General features: G+C 73.6%; 14 protein-coding genes. 6 read left to right on the forward strand and 8 right to left on the reverse strand.

The features are described 5' to 3' along the window. The first annotated feature begins 220 nt into the window (after positions 1-220). Complete coding sequence (locus tag ACF059_RS02430) at positions 221-1,768, forward strand: alpha/beta hydrolase (protein ID WP_392050327.1); 1,548 nt, start codon at positions 221-223, stop codon at positions 1,766-1,768. Between the two features lie 102 nt (positions 1,769-1,870). Here ACF059_RS02430 and moeZ read toward each other — a convergent pair whose 3' ends face one another. From moeZ to ACF059_RS02465, 7 genes are all read right to left on the reverse strand, one after another. Continuing rightward, a complete protein-coding gene (moeZ, locus tag ACF059_RS02435) occupies positions 1,871-3,049 on the reverse strand; it encodes an adenylyltransferase/sulfurtransferase MoeZ (protein ID WP_150259112.1) in 1,179 nt (392 codons plus the stop codon). Positions 3,050-3,112: 63 nt separating this feature from the next. Further along, the gene (locus tag ACF059_RS02440; protein ID WP_392050330.1) at positions 3,113-3,868 is read right to left on the reverse strand and encodes a spherulation-specific family 4 protein; all 756 of its coding nucleotides are present in this window, start codon (positions 3,866-3,868) and stop codon (positions 3,113-3,115) included. Beyond that, positions 3,856-4,863 carry an NAD-dependent epimerase/dehydratase gene (locus ACF059_RS02445; protein WP_360903722.1) on the reverse strand — a complete coding sequence of 336 codons (1,008 nt, stop codon included), beginning with the start codon at positions 4,861-4,863 and terminating at the stop codon, positions 3,856-3,858. The genes ACF059_RS02440 and ACF059_RS02445 overlap by 13 nt, the downstream gene beginning before the upstream one ends. 113 nt (positions 4,864-4,976) lie before the next feature. Beyond that, the gene (locus ACF059_RS02450) at positions 4,977-6,089 is read right to left on the reverse strand and encodes a hypothetical protein (RefSeq protein ID WP_392050333.1); all 1,113 of its coding nucleotides are present in this window, start codon (positions 6,087-6,089) and stop codon (positions 4,977-4,979) included. Continuing rightward, the gene (locus tag ACF059_RS02455) at positions 6,086-7,702 is read right to left on the reverse strand and encodes a DUF3492 domain-containing protein (RefSeq protein WP_392050335.1); all 1,617 of its coding nucleotides are present in this window, start codon (positions 7,700-7,702) and stop codon (positions 6,086-6,088) included. Before ACF059_RS02455 ends, ACF059_RS02450 begins: the two co-directional genes overlap by 4 nt. 204 nt (positions 7,703-7,906) lie before the next feature. After that, the gene (locus ACF059_RS02460; RefSeq protein ID WP_392050338.1) at positions 7,907-9,202 is read right to left on the reverse strand and encodes a DUF3152 domain-containing protein; all 1,296 of its coding nucleotides are present in this window, start codon (positions 9,200-9,202) and stop codon (positions 7,907-7,909) included. A 5-nt stretch (positions 9,203-9,207) separates the two neighbouring features. After that, positions 9,208-10,176, reverse strand: coding sequence for an alpha/beta fold hydrolase (locus ACF059_RS02465; RefSeq protein ID WP_392050341.1), 969 nt, complete (start codon positions 10,174-10,176; stop codon positions 9,208-9,210). 132 nt (positions 10,177-10,308) lie between these two features. Here ACF059_RS02465 and ACF059_RS02470 point away from each other — a divergent pair, with 132 nt between their 5' ends. The 4 genes from ACF059_RS02470 (at position 10,309) to ACF059_RS02485 (ending at position 12,179) form a co-directional block, all read left to right on the forward strand. Next, positions 10,309-10,524, forward strand: a complete 216-nt coding sequence (locus ACF059_RS02470) for a hypothetical protein (RefSeq protein ID WP_392050344.1) — start codon at positions 10,309-10,311, stop codon at positions 10,522-10,524. 213 nt (positions 10,525-10,737) lie between these two features. Next, positions 10,738-11,376: a TetR/AcrR family transcriptional regulator gene (locus ACF059_RS02475; protein ID WP_392050346.1), complete on the forward strand. Its 639-nt coding sequence runs from the start codon at positions 10,738-10,740 to the stop codon at positions 11,374-11,376. Positions 11,377-11,538: 162 nt separating this feature from the next. Continuing rightward, on the forward strand, positions 11,539-11,766 hold the full coding sequence (locus ACF059_RS02480; protein WP_366866474.1) for a DUF3107 domain-containing protein: 228 nt from the start codon (positions 11,539-11,541) through the stop codon (positions 11,764-11,766). Positions 11,767-11,876: 110 nt separating this feature from the next. Beyond that, positions 11,877-12,179, forward strand: coding sequence for a hypothetical protein (locus tag ACF059_RS02485; RefSeq protein WP_360903740.1), 303 nt, complete (start codon positions 11,877-11,879; stop codon positions 12,177-12,179). Positions 12,180-12,264: 85 nt separating this feature from the next. On the opposite strand, the gene ACF059_RS02490 is transcribed toward ACF059_RS02485, so the two are convergent. Continuing rightward, positions 12,265-13,023: a ferritin-like fold-containing protein gene (locus ACF059_RS02490; RefSeq protein ID WP_392050349.1), complete on the reverse strand. Its 759-nt coding sequence runs from the start codon at positions 13,021-13,023 to the stop codon at positions 12,265-12,267. A gap of 436 nt (positions 13,024-13,459) precedes the next feature. On the opposite strand from ACF059_RS02490, the gene ACF059_RS02495 reads away from it, so the two are divergent. Then, a complete protein-coding gene (locus ACF059_RS02495) occupies positions 13,460-15,451 on the forward strand; it encodes a DEAD/DEAH box helicase (RefSeq protein WP_392050352.1) in 1,992 nt (663 codons plus the stop codon). Positions 15,452-15,508: the final 57 nt, after the last annotated feature.

Here is a 15,508-nt window from a genome sequence, read left to right on the forward strand (position 1 = left end):
GGTTTGCCGGGTCGCGGCGTCCGGTGCGGTGCATCGCAAGGCGGAGGACCGCGGCTCGTACTGGACGTACCTGCGCGGTCCGACAACGCGGCGAGGTGCCGTGCCGGGCGCCGCGACGCGGTGAACCTTTCCGGTCACAGCACTAGCAGGCAGGCGCCCCCGGCAACCCGTTCGGGTCAGCGCGGGGGCGGGCTCGGGCAACCCCGCACAGGATGGGGGCATGCCGAGAAACGCCTGTCGGGTCACCGCCGCCGCCGCGCTCACCGCCGTCCTGCTCACCACGGCCGCCTGCTCGGACGACGGTGACGGGAAGAGGACGAAGGCCACCGGCACCAAGGGCGCCAAGCCCCTCAAGTGGGGGGACTGCCCGGCCCCCACCGCCGCGCAGGGCGGCGGCCAGGTCCCGCCCAAGGACTGGCAGTGCGCCACCCTCGACGTCCCGCTCGACTACGCCGAGCCCGAGGGCGAGACGATCCCGATCGCCCTGATCCGCGCCAAGGCCCGCGACCGCGAGCACCGCATCGGCTCCCTCGTCTTCAACTTCGGCGGCCCCGGCGGCTCCGGCATCACCACCCTGCCCGGCGCGGCCAAGGAGTACGAGGCCCTGCGCGCCCGGTACGACCTGGTCAGCTTCGACCCCCGCGGGGTCGGCGCCAGCGCCCCCGTCCGCTGCGAGAGCGACAAGCAGCTGGACGCCTACTACGCCGCGGACTCCTCCCCCGAGACCCCCGCCAAGGAACAGGCCTTCATCGAGAACATCCGCGCCTACCAGCAGGCCTGCCGCGAGAACTCCGGCAAGGTCCTCCCCCACGTCGGCACCTCCAACGCCGCCCGCGACCTGGACCGCATCCGCCAGGCCCTCGGCGACGAGAAGCTGCACTACTTCGGGATCTCCTACGGCACCGAACTCGGCGGGGTCTACGCCCACCTCTTCCCCAAGAACGTCGGCCGGGCCGTCTTCGACGCCGTCGTGGACCCGACCAAGGACGCGGAGCAGGGGGCCCTGGGCCAGGCCAAGGGCTTCCAGCTGGCGCTCGGCAACTTCGCCCAGGACTGCGTGGACCGCGGCGACGAGTGCCGGCTCCAGGGCAGCACCCCCCAGGAGATCGAGGCGAACATCGTCAAGCTCCAGAAGGACCTGTCGGCGAAGCCCATCGCGGGGACGGGCGAGCGCAAGCTCACGGAGAGCTCGGCGACCAACGGCATCGCCCAGGCCCTGTACTCGAAGGAGCTGTGGCCCCTGCTGGAGCAGGGCCTGGACGAAGCGGAAGGCGGGCAGGGGCAGTTGCTGCTCGCCCTGTCCGACGCGCTCAACGGCCGGGACCAGGAGGGCCGTTACAGCAACATCGGCGCCGCGAACACCGCGATCAACTGCGCGGACTCCAAGGAGCGTTACACCCTCGCGCAGACCAAGGCCGAGCTGCCGGCGTTCCGTGCGGCCTCCCCCGTCTTCGGGGACTTCCTCGGCTGGGCCCTGATGAGCTGCACCGGCTGGCCGGTCGAGGGGGCCTGGACGACCCCGGACGTGTCGGCACCCGGGTCCGCCCCGATCGTCGTCATCGGCAACACCGGCGACCCGGCCACCCCGTACGAGGGCGCCCGCAAGATGGTGGAGCGGCTCGGTCCGGGCGTCGGCGTGGAGCTGACCTACAAGGGAGAGGGGCACGGCGCCTACAACAGCGGCGACACGTGCGTGCAGCGGGCGGTGAACGCCTACCTGCTCGACGGGAAGCCTCCGGCCTCGGGCGCCGTCTGCACCGCGCCGTGAGACGTGGGACGCCGAAGGGGCCGTACCGCCTCGGCGGGTACGGCCCCTTCGGGTCACGTCCGGCGGACCGGATCGACGCCGGTCAGCAGTGAGCAGCTCAGATCAGTAGACGGGCTTCTCGGGCTCGATCTGGTGGACCCAGCCGATCACGCCGCCGCCGACGTGCACCGCGTCCGCGAAGCCCGCGGACTTCAGGACGGCGAGGACTTCCGCACTGCGGACACCCGTCTTGCAGTGCAAGACGATGCGCTTGTCCTGCGGCAGGTCCTGGAGGGCGGTGCCCATCAGGAACTCGCCCTTGGGGATCAGCTTCGCGCCGGGGATCGAGACGATCTCGTACTCGTTGACCTCGCGGACGTCGATGATCTCGATGGGCTCGTCGGTGTCGATCCACTCCTTGAGCTGCTTGGGAGTGATCGTCGAACCGGCGGCCGCCTCCTGGGCCTCCTCCGACACGACGCCGCAGAAGGCCTCGTAGTCGATGAGCTCGGTGACGGTCGCGTTCGGACCGCAGACCGCGCAGTCGGGGTCCTTGCGGACCTTGACCTGGCGGTACTGCATCTCCAGCGCGTCGTAGATCATCAGGCGGCCGACCAGCGGCTCGCCGACGCCCGTGAGGACCTTGATGGCCTCGGTGACCTGGATCGACCCGATGGACGCGCAGAGCACGCCCAGCACGCCGCCCTCGGCGCAGCTCGGGACCATGCCCGGCGGGGGCGGCTCCGGGTAGAGGCAGCGGTAGCACGGGCCGTGCTCGGACCAGAAGACCGAGGCCTGGCCGTCGAAGCGGTAGATGGAGCCCCACACGTACGGCTTGTTCAGCAGCACGCAGGCGTCGTTGACGAGGTAGCGCGTGGCGAAGTTGTCGGTGCCGTCGACGATGAGGTCGTACTGGCTGAAGATCTCCATCACGTTCTCGGCTTCGAGCCGCTCTTCGTGAAGGACCACGTTCACGTACGGGTTGATGCCCAGCACGCTGTCGCGGGCCGACTCGGCCTTGGAACGGCCGATGTCCGCCTGGCTGTGGATGATCTGGCGCTGCAGGTTCGACTCGTCGACCTCGTCGAACTCCACGATGCCCAGCGTGCCGACGCCGGCCGCGGCCAGGTACATGAGGGCGGGCGAACCGAGGCCGCCCGCGCCCACGGCCAGCACCTTGGCGTTCTTCAGGCGCTTCTGGCCGTCCATCCCGACATCCGGGATGATCAGGTGGCGGGAGTACCGACGGACCTCGTCAACGGTGAGCTCAGCAGCTGGCTCGACCAGGGGTGGCAGCGACACGGGGACTCCGTAGATGGTTACGTCTTCAGGGTGGTTCTCCCCGTAACACTGCCACGCCCGTCTTCATTCCAAGACACCTGTCCCGATACGTGAGACGATTTCGTCCCAGTACGCGGGCATTGAGGCCCACGGGTCACGCTCGCCGACCGCCTGCCGGTCCGTGAACCAGATCGTGCCGGCGCCCTGCCAGCGGGCGATCCGCATGGCCTCCTCCAGGTGGGTGCGCGGCACCCCGTGGACGAGGTGGCAGAACCGCTCCGCCGGGTGGTCGGCGGTCCACTCCGCCACCTGCGACCACCGGTAGTCGGCCCAGGCCCCCGAGAAGGTGACCAGCTGATCGGCGGCGTGCGCGTACCCCTCGCAGGGGTGGGTGCCGTGCCCGAGGACGATCCGGAGATCCTCCCCCAGGCCGCGCAGGGTGTCGACGACCCGGCACACCGAGGCCAGGTCCGCCTTGTCGGCGGGGGCCTGCGCGAGGTAGAAGCCGCCGACCCCGTACCAGTCCCGGAAGCGGTGGGCGTCCGAGACCAGCTCCCCGAAGGACCGCGCCCCGTCTCGCATGGCGAGATGCCCGAGCACGGTACCGCCGGCCGCGCGCAGCTTGCCGGCCGCCTGCGAGCAGTGCGGGTCGGGCCGCCCGCCCGGGCCGTCCGCGACGTTGAGCACGGCCCAGTGCAGCGGAGTGCCGGGGCGGGTCAGCTCGGCCCACTCGACGGGGGCGAGCAGCGGGTGCGCGTAGCCGGGGATCCCCAGGCCCAGCCGCCCGGCCTCGGTCGCGGCGGCGGTCACGGCTCCCGGCGGGGTGGTCAGATACGGCACGCCGCCTCCATCCAGATGTCCGCGAGGGACTCCTCCAGGTTGATCCGGGGCCGCCAGCCCAGCCGGTCCCGGGCGGTACGGACGTCCGCCTGCTGCCAGGCACCGCAGCCGTCGGGGTAGGGGTACGGCGGGGGCGCCGCGGCGGCGAGCTGCTCGGCGGTGACCTCGGAGCGGGGCGATCCGATGGAGGCGAGCCCGGCCGGGCGGCCGGGGTGTCCGTGCTGCTGGGCTCCGCCGTGCGGGACGTCGAGCTCGTGCAGGGCGCCCGCGTAACCGGCGACCCGGGCCAGGACGCCCGCCGCGTCGCGCAGCCGGACCGCGCGGCCGGTGCCGATGTTGACGACGCCCTGGGCGGCGGACAGGGAGGCGGCGTGCACGGCCCGCGCCACGTCCCGCACGTCGACGAAGTCGCGCTGGACGCCGAGCCCGCTGAGCTTGAGCTCGCCGTCCCCGGACTGCATCGCGCGGCGCATGGCCTCGGCGAGCCGGCCGAGCGGGGATCCGGCGGGGGTGCCGGGGCCGACGGGCGAGAAGATCCGCAGGACGACGGCGTCCAGCCCGGAGCCGAGGACCAGCTCGGTGGCGGCCAGCTTGCTGACGCCGTACGGCCCGCCCGGTCTCGGCACGGCGTCCTCGGCCGTGGACGATCCGGGCTGGCTGGGACCGTACTCGGCGGCGCAGCCCAGCTGGACGAGGCGCGCCCCGCAGCCGCTGCGGCGCAGGGACTCGCAGATCGTGGCGACGGCGACGGTGTTGTGCCGGGTCAGCTCCCGGGCCCCGCCCCGGGTGGCGCCGGCGCAGTTGATGACGACGCCCGGGTGGACGGCGTCCAGGAAGCGGGTGAGCGCACCGGGGCTGCCGGTGGCGAGGTCGAAGCGGACGTCGGCGTCGTCGCCGCGGCCGAGCGCGGTGAGCTGGACGGCGGGGTCGGCGAGCAGCCGGTCGGCGACGTAGCGGCCGAGGTATCCGTTGGCTCCGATCAGCAGCACCCTCATCGCGTGACCCCTTGGTTGGTTGGCTGGCCGGTCATGTCTGTGTCTCCTTGCGGGTGGGTGGAGGGACGGATGGGGCGGGGTACGGGTACGGCGTTCGGCGTCGGCTCCGAAGGTCAGGGCCGCGCGTGCGCGGACGCGCGGGACAGGGCGAGGACGGCGTGGACGAGGAGTCCCGCCGCGGCGGCGGCGGCCGCCGCGGGGGACGGCACCAGGGCCAGGGCGAGCGCGGCGCCGACGGGTCCGCGGTGGGCGCCGTGCCGCAGCAGCAGCCGGGTCAGGAACAGCAGCAGGGCGAGCGGCACCGCGACCGTCAGCGGGGCCCCGGCGAGCGCGGCGGCCCCGGCGGCGGCCGCGGTGAACACGGTGACGGCCGCGAGCAGCAGGGGCCGGGCCCGGTCCGAGAAGTCCTCCAGGGCGCGGCTCCCGTCGAGCCGGGCGCGGGCCCCGGCGGCGAAGGCGGCGGCGAGCAGGTGTCCGGGGGCGACGGCCAGGGCGAGGCCGACGGCGAGGGCGGCGCCGTGCCGGTGCGCGGCCCAGCCGACGAGGGCGGCGGCGAGCAGGTGCGCGGCGTAGCGGAACCGGCCGCAGGCGGCCCGGCCGGGCCACACCAGGCAGACGACGGTGGCGGCCACGGCGGCGGGCCCGGCCCAGGCCTGTCCGGCGGCGCTCGCGCCGAGGGCGAGGGCCCCGGGCAGCAGGGCGAAGCCGAAGCCGCGGTACGCGGCGGCCCCCGCGGGGACGCGGTCGGGCAGGGCGCCGGGCTGCTCCCCGCGGGGGGTGCGGGCGTAGAGCTCCTCGGCCAGCGAGAAGACGTCCCGGTGCCGGAAGCGCGCGGCGGTGCGGTCGGTGAGGCCGTGGGCCTCCAGCCCGGCGGCGATCTCCAGCGGGTCCACGGCCCGGGCGCACAGCTCCCGGTGCCGGTGCAGCAGCGCCTTGACGGGGTCCCCGGCGCTGCGCCGCGGCCCGGACCGCTGCGCCTCACCCGTCCGGGGGACCCGCGCCCGGGGACGCGGGCCGGGGGCTAAGCCGGCCCCGTCGGGGACGGACGCGGCCCCGTCGGCGTGCGGGGCACGGGCGTCCGGGGGCTCGGCACCCGGCGACGGGATCGCACGCGCGGCGCCGCCGCCGGGGCCGCGCCCCGGACCCGCGGCCTCGAAGGCCGGGTCGGCCGGCGTCTCCCCGGCCGGGTCGGCCGACCGCGGGGCGGGGTTCGCGTTCGGGGTCATACCGTCGCCTCCGGAACGGGCTCGGCCCAGGACGGGCTGGTCCAGTGACCCGGGACCCGGGCTTCGGCGGGGCGGGCGAAGGGCACCTCGCCGTCGGGCCGCGCGGAGCCCCGCGCCAGCAGCCGCAGGTAGATGTCCTGGAAGGCGGCCACGTTCTGCTCGACGGTGAACAGCTCCAGGGCCCTGGCCCGCGCGGCCGCGCCCAGGCGCTGGGCCCGCGCGGGGTCCTCCAGCAGCGACAGGCAGGCGTCGGCGAGCGCCCGCGGGTTGCGCGGCGGGACGACGAGGCCGGTGCCTCCGATGACCTCGTACACGGCGCCCACGTCGGTGGAGACGGTGGCCCGGCCGCAGAACATGGCCTCGGCCAGGGTGATCGGGAAGCCCTCGACCACGGAGGACAGCACGGCGACGCGCCCCGCTCCGTAGGCCTCGGCCGGGGTGGGGGCCTCGGGTCCGCCGATCTCCTCGAAGGTGACGGGGCTCTCCCCGGCGGTGACGGCGTCCGCGGCCTCGTCGGGGAAGAGCTGGGCGGCCAGGGACCGGCAGTCGGCGAGGTAGCCGGGATCCACGGCCGTGGCGAAGATCCGCAGCCGGGCGTGCGGCGCGGCCCTGCGGACCTCGGTGAAGGCGTGCAGCAGGCCGATGAGGTCCTTGGCGGGCTCCATCCGCCCGACCCACACCAGGGTGTCCGGGTCCCCGCAGTCCACGGCCTCGCCCACGGTGGCGAATCGGTCCGCCTCCATCCCGGGATAGACGGTCCGCAGCCGGTCCTTGGTGGCCCCGCACCGCTCCTGCCAGCGCCGGGCGTGCGCGTTGCCGGGCGTGAGCAGGTCGGCCCGGGCGTAGATCTCGGCGGCCAGCCGCAGGTGGAAGGCCGCGAGCAGGGCCCGTACGGCGGGACGGGGGGCGTCGTAGGGGCCGCCGGGCCCGAAGGAGGCGTCCGGCTGGTGCTCCAGGTAGTGGGCCCGCAGCTGCACCCCGTACTCGGTGACCAGCAGCGGTACTCCGAAGAAGCGTTTGGCCAACAGCCCGGGGATCGCCGCGACCCCGCCCGCCGCGGCGTGGCAGACGTCGACCGCGCCGAGATTGCCGGGCTCCTCGTACCAGTCGAGGGACAGCGGCCGCAGCATGCGCTCCAGTGCGTCCACGAACTCCAGCAGGTCGGACACCTGCGCCGTCTGGACGGTGCGGGCGGCGCCGGGCGCCCGGCAGGCGGACTCCAGGGCGCGCACCGCGGACTCGGAGCGCAGGGCCGCGTACAGACCGCCCTCGTCGCGGGCGAGTTCGGCGAGCCCGTACAGCCCGGAGGCGAAGGGTTCGGGCTCCCCGGCGCAGATCCCGCGGACCAGCTCGGTGAAATGGCCCGCGAAGCGCCGCCGTTCACGCCGCGCGTAGCTGCGGCCGTCGTCGGCGGGGGCCCACAGGGGGGCCGTACGGACCTGGGTGACGTGCTCGGGCAGCAGCACCCGGGCGCGTTCCTGCTCGGCGCTGCGGCTCAGGGCGTAGAGCTCGAACTCGTGCTGCGGGAGTCCGCGCACGAGCCGGTCGCACCACAGCCTCGCCTCCCCCGTCGCATACGGATAACCACCTTCCGTAAGCAGTCCGATCCGCACGAGTGGCACCACCGATCTCCCGTTCGGGCGGTCACCGTCGGTCAGGTGACCCGCCGCTGGAGAACTCAAGCGGATATGCCCGAGGCGCGGCGGACGGTTGTCCGTCGCGCCACCGGAAGGGGTGAAGAGTCGTAACTTTCCCGTACGGTTCGCGTTCGAGCACGCTAAGAAGTACTGCGTCGCCCGTGTGTCCCGGACCGCGCCTCAATTCCCCGGATATACCCAGGGGTTGGGCTTGCACTGAATTCCGTCGATGTCCAGGGACTTGGTCTGCTGCTGCATGATCGGGGCGAGCGCGCCCGGTGTGCGGCAGCTCACGTGCCCGTGTCCCAGGCGGTGCCCGACCTCGTGGTTGATGAGCATCTGGCGGTAGGCGACCATCTGGTCCGGGCCGTAGGTGGAGGAGCCCTGTGCCCACCGGAACGCGTTGATCATCACGCGGTCGGTCGACGCGGAGTCGCAGGAGACGTTGTCGATGGTGGTGTCCAGGCCGGACTTGGCGCACCACGTGCCGGTGGTGCCGGGACTGGCCAGGGTGATCACGAAGTCGGCCTCGCCGCCCGGCACCCGCTCGAAGGTCATCGCGCCGCCGTGGGCCCAGCTGCGCGGGTCGTTGAGGGTGCGGTGGACGGCCTCGGCGAAGAGCTGCGGGTCCAGGCCCAGTCCCTGCTCGACGTCGACCCGGTAGCGCACGAGCTTGCCCTTGCCGGGGGCCTTGGCCAGGCCGGGCACGGTGTCGAAGGTGCCGGGCCCGGCGAGTTTCGCGTCGATCGGCAGCTGCTGGGCCATCTGCTGCTCGTACGTCAGCTCCGGCGCGGGCGCGGGCGCCGCGGCGGGGGTCGCGGCGGGCGCCGCCGGCGTGGCGGCGCCCGGGGCCGCGGCGGCCTGGTCCTGGCCGGCCGCCGCGAGCGCGCCCTGCTTGGCGCCGGCCCCGTCGCCGTCGGAGGCCAGGTGCACGGCGACGGTCACGGCGAGTACGGCGGCGACGGCCACGGCGGCCATGCCGGTGTAGGTGCGGGCGGTCCGGCCACGGCCGGAGCCGGGCTCCTCGGGGACGGGATCGACCGGTCTGCGGGGCCCCGGCACCCGGCGGTGCGAGCCGGTCGAGGTGACGGCGTCGGGCGCGGACGCGGCCGGGGGTACGGACACGGGCGCGGGCGTCGGCGCTGGCGGCAGGGTGACCTGCGGGAAGCCCACCGCCGGCGTGCCGAAGGCCGGGGTGTCGCCGTCCAGGACGGCGGTGGAGCCCCGGGGGGTGCGCGGCACCCCGCGCCAGTCCCCGTACACGGAGCCCGAGCCGGGGCCGGCGCCCCAGGCGCCGCCGGACTCGTGGTGCTGGGGGTGGCCGCCGGCCCGCGCCTCGGCGGGCACGTACCCCTGATGGGTGACGGTGGGTTCCGGCCGGTACGGGGCGGGCGGCTCCTCGTACGGCAGGGGTGCGGGCGCCGGCCGCGGACGGGCGGGGGCCGGGGCGGGGTCCTTGCGACTATGTCGTCCCACGGTCCTCAGCCTCTGTCGTCTTCGGTGTCCCGGAGCAGCTCCCGGAAGGCGGCGGCCACCGTCTCGGGGTACTCCATCATCGCCACGTGTCCGGCCTCCGGAAGACACAGCAGCCGCGAACCCCGGTAGGCGGCGGCCGCCTTGCGCGCCATGCGGTACGAGACCAGCTGGTCCCGCCCACCGTAGACCAGCAGGGAGGGGGCGAGTACCCGCTGTGCCTGGCGCCACAGTCCGTGCTGGCCACCGAGGGTGTAGGCGTCGACGATGCCGCGCGCGGAGCGGGTCATCGCCTCCCAGAAGTACGGCAGCGCCATCCGCCGCTCCATCTCCTCCACGGCGTGGCGGAAGCCCTCGGGTGTCACCCGGGAGGGGTCTCCGTAACAGAGGGCCGTCACCCCGCGGGTGCGCTCCTCGGCGCTCAGTCCCCGCGTCAGCCGCAGGAGGAGCGCGGCCATCCCGGGGAGCGCGAGGAGCGCGGTCGGCACGGCCGAACTCTGCACGCGCAGCTCGGGCAGGGCGGGCGAGACCAGCGTCAGGGTGCGCACCAGGTCGGGCCGGACGGCGGCGACGCGGGTGGAGACGGCTCCGCCGAGGGAGTTTCCGAACAGGTGGACCGGGCCGCGCCCGGCGGCGTCGAGGTGGCGGATGACGGCGCGGGCGAACGCCGTGACGGAGTAGTCCCGGTCGGCGGGCGGCGGGGACCAGCCGAAGCCGGGCAGGTCCAGGGCCTCGCCGTCGACGGTGTCCGCCAGCTGCGCCATGAGGTCCGACCAGTTCTGCGAGGAACCGCCGAGTCCGTGGACGAACAGCGCGGGCGGCAGGCCCGCGCGCTCCGCCGGGCGCACCCGGACGGCCAGCTCGAGTCCGGGCAGCGCGGTCGTGCGCAGCTGCTCCCCCTCGGCCACCCGGACGGCTCCCACCAGGGAGGACAGCTCGGCGGTGGACCGTACGCCCGGCAGCTCGGTCGAAGACATGCGGGCAATGTTACGAGACGATCACGCCCGTCTTCTTGTGTTCGCCGTCACAGGCGTGTGCCGAGCCGTATAGCGGGGTACCCGCGATCCTCCTAGGCTCGTATGTGAGAACAAGGAAGCGAGGGCAGCGGCATGACTGTCGACCCTGCGGAGCCGGACACCTTCCGGGAGGAGATCCCCGACGCCCTCGATCCCGAGGCGCCCGAGGCGGATGTGGCGGAGCAGCTGGCCGATCTGCGGCCGGACGAGGACGATCCGGTCACCGGTGCGGAGGAGGGTCAGGCCGCGGACGGTGACGCCGTCGAGCAGGCACGGGTGGTCCCGCTGGACGAGGAGGACTACCGCTGAGCGAGCACCCGGCGACCGCTGCGCGACGGCGGACCGACCGCTGACCACCGGCTGACCGACGGCTGACCAACCGCTGACCAGCGCCTCCGGGCGTCCGTGACGCGTCCGCACCGCGAGAAAACTCGGCTCGAACCCTCCAGATTCGGTTACCGAAAAGTACGATGGCGGCGCGGCGCAGAGCGCACTGTGTTCTTAGAGAAAGTGGGAGGCGGCGTGACAGCCATCGAGCAGACCGAGGCAGCGCGTCCGCGGGGCACGCGACTGCCGCGCCGAGCCCGGCGCAACCAGCTGCTGGGCGCGGCTCAGGAGGTTTTCGTCGCGCAGGGGTACCACGCGGCCGCGATGGACGACATCGCCGAGCGTGCCGGAGTGAGCAAGCCGGTGCTGTACCAGCACTTCCCCGGCAAGCTCGACCTCTACCTGGCGCTGCTGGACCAGCACTGCGAGTCCCTGCTGCTGGCCGTGCGCACCGCGCTCGCGTCGACGACGGACAACAAGCTGCGTGTGGCCGCCACGATGGACGCGTACTTCGCGTACGTCGAGGAGGAGGGCGGCGCCTTCCGGCTGGTCTTCGAGTCCGACCTGACGAACGAGCCGGCGGTGCGCGAGCGCGTCGACCGCGTCTCGCTCCAGTGCGCCGAGGCCATCTGCGAGGTCATCGCCGAGGACACCGGTCTGTCCAAGGACGAGTCGATGCTGCTGGCCGTGGGCCTGGGCGGGGTCTCGCAGGTCGTGGCGCGCTACTGGCTGTCCAGTGAGAGCCCGGTCGCCCGTGACACGGCGGTGGGTCTGCTGACCTCGCTGGCCTGGCGCGGCATCGCCGGTTTCCCGCTGCACGGCACGGAGGGCTGATCCTTCCGGCGTCCGCTCCCGGCCGCTGCCGGTTCGCTCCTGGTTCGCTCCTGTTCGCTGCGAGCGTGTCCGCTCTGCGCTTCCGCGTCCCCTCTCCGGGCTAATGTGGACCGCGTACGGCGCGGCTGATCGCGCGAACCGGATCGTCGGAGGGACATAGCCGTGGAGGTCAAGATCGGCGTGCAGCACGCACCCCGGGAGATCGTGCTGGAGAGCGACCTGAGCGCCGAGGAGCTGGAGAGCATCGTCACCGCCGCGCTGTCCGGCACCGCGCCGCTGCTGAGCCTCACCGACAACAAGGGCCGCAAGGTCCTGGTGCCGTCCGACCGCCTGTCGTACGTCGACCTGGGCGAGCCGAGCGTGCGCAAGGTCGGTTTCGGCACGCTCTGAGAACTGTCCGAAACGGCCCGGTGGTTGATTCCGCCGGGCCGTTTCCGTTTCTTCCGCTTCGGGTAGGACGGCAGTGACCCGGTTTGCCCTGACGTATGGGAGAGACCTTGATGCTGCTGATGGAAGTGCTCGGCTCCGCGCTGTTGGGCCTCGCCCTGTCCGCGACAGCCGCCCGAGTGCTCGCGCGTCGGCTGCCGTCCACCAGAGTGGTGCTGGTCAGCGGAGTGCTGGGGGCCCTGTTCGGGGCGTACCTCACCCACTTCGCGCTCGGCCCCGGGCACAACACCCTGACCGCCACCTTCGTCGGCGGGGTGCTCGTGTCGGCGGTGGTGCTGTCGCTGCTGCTCCGGCCGGCCTCCGGGCCCCGCAGGCCCCCGCACAGGACTCCGTTTTCGCTCCCGTCGCGGGGATGACCCCTGACTTCGACTTCGTGATCACATACCTCGGCCCCGGCACGCAGAGCGCGTGCCGGGGCCGGAGTACGTAGCGGGCGGCCGGTCAGGCGGCGAGGCCGAGGGCCGCCATCCGCTTGGTGTGCGCCTTGGTGATCCGGGCGAACATCTCGCCGACGGCCGCCAGGTCGAAGCCCGCCGCCATCCCGTCGACGCCGCCGACCAGCATGGTCGACAGCGCGTCGCGCTCGGCGACCACGCGCTGGGCCTGGGAGAGTGCCTCGCCCATCAGCCGGCGGGCCCACAGCGCGAGCCGGCCGCCGCAGCGCGGGTCCGCCTCGATCGCGGCGCGCACCTTCTCGACGGCGAAGTTGCCGTGGCCGGTGTCGTCGAGCACGCCGAGCACGAGGCCCCGGGTGTCGGTGTCCAGGTGGGAGGCGACCTCGCGGTAGAAGTCGCTGGCGATGGAGTCGCCGACGTAGGCCTTGACCAGGCCCTCCAGCCAGTCGGACGGCGCGGTCTGGCGGTGGAAGTCGTCGACGCCCTTCGCGAAGGGCTCCATGGCGGCGGTGGGCTCGACCTCGATCGCAGCGAGGCGGTCGCGCAGCCGCTCGAAGTGGTGGAATTCAGCGGAGGCCATGGCGGCGAGCTCGGCCTTGTCGTCCAGGGTGGGCGCGAGCTTCGCGTCCTCCGCGAGGCGCTCGAAGGCCGCGAGCTCTCCGTACGCGAGTGCGCCGAGCAGGTCCACGACGGCCGCGCGGTACTGCGGCGAGGCAGAGGCGGCCGCCCAGTCCTGGGAGGCGATCCCCTCGGCTGCGGCGGGTGCGCTGTCGTCGGCGGGCGAGGCGTTTTCTACGGTCGACATGCTCCGCACAATAGCCCGCCGAATGGCGCCCCGAACCACCTGGCCCGTCCAGCTAAACGCGCCTACCCGGTGAATTCATCCGACACACCTGCGCGATTCCGGGGTACAGTGGTAATGCGCCTGCCGAGCAGTCGGCGGGCCATCCGAATGAGGATGCCCGGTCGGTGGCCCGATCGGCTCCAACCGACCGCCCTCGGTGTGGTGCGTACGTTCATGCGTACCGCCTCTTACGAGGGGCCCCCTCAGCGGCAGATGCGCCTGAGCGAAGGCTAGTGGTCCCGCGCAGCTTCGTACGTAGCAGTACTGCAAGCACAGCACGGTACGACCCCCCTCGCCGCCTCGCGCCGCGTCTCACAGAAGAGGCAGCACCCTGACTACGTTCCGAGACCTCGGGATCCTTCCCGAAACCGCCGAAGCCCTTGAGGCCGTCGGCATCGTGTCCCCCTTCCCGATCCAGGAGATGACCCTCCCCGTCGCCCTCTCCGGCACGGACGTCATCGGCCAGGCCAAGACCGGAACCGGCAAGACGCTCGGTTTCGGCCTTCCCCTGCTGGAGCGGGTCATCGTCCCCGCGGACGTCGAGGCGGGCCGGGCCAGGCCCGAGCAGCTGACCAACGCTCCGCAGGCCCTCGTGGTGGTTCCGACCCGCGAGCTGTGCACCCAGGTCACCAACGACCTCCTCACCGCGGGCAAGGTCCGCAACGTCCGGGTCCTCGCCATATACGGCGGCCGGGCGTACGAGCCCCAGGTCGAGGCGCTCAACAAGGGCGTCGACGTGATCGTCGGCACCCCGGGCCGCCTGCTCGACCTGGCCGGGCAGAAGAAGCTCGACCTGTCGCACGTCAAGGCGCTCGTCCTGGACGAGGCCGACGAGATGCTCGACCTGGGCTTCCTGCCCGACGTCGAGAAGATCATGGGCTACCTGCCCGTGAAGCGTCAGACCATGCTGTTCTCGGCGACCATGCCGGGCGCGGTCATCGGCCTGGCCCGCCGGTACATGACGCAGCCCACGCACATCCGCGCCGTCTCCGAGGACGGCGAGGGCGCGACCGTGGCCAACATCGCGCAGCACGTCTTCCGTGCGCACAACATGGACAAGCCGGAGCTCGTCTCCCGCATCCTGCAGGCCGAGGGCCGTGGCCTCGCCATGATCTTCTGCCGTACCAAGCGCACGGCGGCCGACATCGCCGAGCAGCTGGAGAAGCGCGGCTTCGCGTCCGGCGCCGTCCACGGCGACCTGGGCCAGGGTGCGCGCGAGCAGGCGCTGCGCGCGTTCCGCAACGGCAAGGTCGACGTGCTGGTGTGCACCGACGTCGCGGCCCGCGGTATCGACGTCGAGGGTGTGACCCACGTCATCAACTACCAGACGCCGGAGGACGAGAAGACCTTCCTGCACCGCGTGGGCCGTACCGGCCGCGCGGGCAACAAGGGCATCGCCGTCACCCTGGTCGACTGGGACGACATCCCGCGCTGGCAGCTGATCAACAAGGCGCTGGAGCTGGACTTCCACGACCCGCTGGAGACGTACTCCACGTCCCCGCACCTGTTCGAGCAGCTGAACATCCCGGCCGGCACCAAGGGCATCCTGCCGCGCGCCGAGCGCACGCGGGCGGGCCTGAAGGCCGAGAACCTGGAGGACCTGGGCGAGACCGGCGGCCGCGGTGGCCGTGGCGGTCGCGGTCCGGCCGCCGCCGCCGTGGTGACCGAGGAGCGCCCCGAGCGCACCCGTACGCCGCGCCAGCGCCGCCGTACCCGTGGCGGTTCGGACCTGGGCACCGAGGCCGCCGCCGCGCCCGCCCCCGTGGCGGACGCGCCCGCGTCGCAGGCTCCGGCCGGTGACGAGCCGCGCAGGCCGCGCCGCCGGCGCACCCGGGTCGGCGCCGTGCCGGCCCAGGCCGTCGAGGCCGTGCAGGCCGTGGAGGCCGCTCCGGTCGCCGTGGCCGCTCCGGTCGCCGAAGCCGCCGCGGCCGTCGTGGCCGAGGAGGCTCCGGTCAAGCCGAAGCGCACCCGCACCCGCAAGGCCGCCGCCGCGGTCGTCGAGGCCCCCGTGGCCGAGGCTGCCGTCGTCGAGGCCCCCGTGGCCCCGGCTCCGGCCGCCGACGAGGCGCCCGTGAAGCCGAAGCGCACCCGCGCGCCCCGCAAGGTGGCCGAGGTCGCCACGGAGCCGGACTTCCAGACGGCCGCGCCGCTGGAGCCCGTGAAGCCGACGCGTGCCCGCGCGCCCCGCAAGGTGGTCGCGGCCGCTCCGGAGCCGGACTTCCAGATGGCCCCGCCCGTGGAGCCGGTCAAGGCCAAGCGCACCCGCGCGCCGCGCAAGGTGGCCGTGGCCGCCCCGGCCGCCGCCGAGGCCGCCCCGGTGGCCGAGGAGGCCCCCGCCAAGCCGAAGCGCACGCGCACCCGCAAGGTCGCGGCCGCTCCGGAGGCGTAGTACTCCCGTAGGACCCGTACGCGCCGATGGCCCCGATCCCCCTTCCGAGGGGGCCGG

Origin of the sequence: Streptomyces sp. NPDC016562, assembly GCF_043076955.1 — a bacterium.
Classification (GTDB): Bacteria; Actinomycetota; Actinomycetes; order Streptomycetales; family Streptomycetaceae; genus Streptomyces.

Coding starts and splice junctions, on each gene's coding strand:
- ACF059_RS02430 (WP_392050327.1), top strand. CDS start 221: ATGCCGAGAAACGCCTGTCGGGTCACCGCCGCCGCCGCGCTCACCGCC.
- ACF059_RS02445 (WP_360903722.1), bottom strand. CDS start 4,863: ATGAGGGTGCTGCTGATCGGAGCCAACGGATACCTCGGCCGCTACGTC.
- ACF059_RS02450 (WP_392050333.1), bottom strand. CDS start 6,089: ATGACCCCGAACGCGAACCCCGCCCCGCGGTCGGCCGACCCGGCCGGG.
- ACF059_RS02465 (WP_392050341.1), bottom strand. CDS start 10,176: ATGTCTTCGACCGAGCTGCCGGGCGTACGGTCCACCGCCGAGCTGTCC.
- ACF059_RS02470 (WP_392050344.1), top strand. CDS start 10,309: ATGACTGTCGACCCTGCGGAGCCGGACACCTTCCGGGAGGAGATCCCC.
- ACF059_RS02485 (WP_360903740.1), top strand. CDS start 11,877: ATGCTGCTGATGGAAGTGCTCGGCTCCGCGCTGTTGGGCCTCGCCCTG.
- ACF059_RS02490 (WP_392050349.1), bottom strand. CDS start 13,023: ATGTCGACCGTAGAAAACGCCTCGCCCGCCGACGACAGCGCACCCGCC.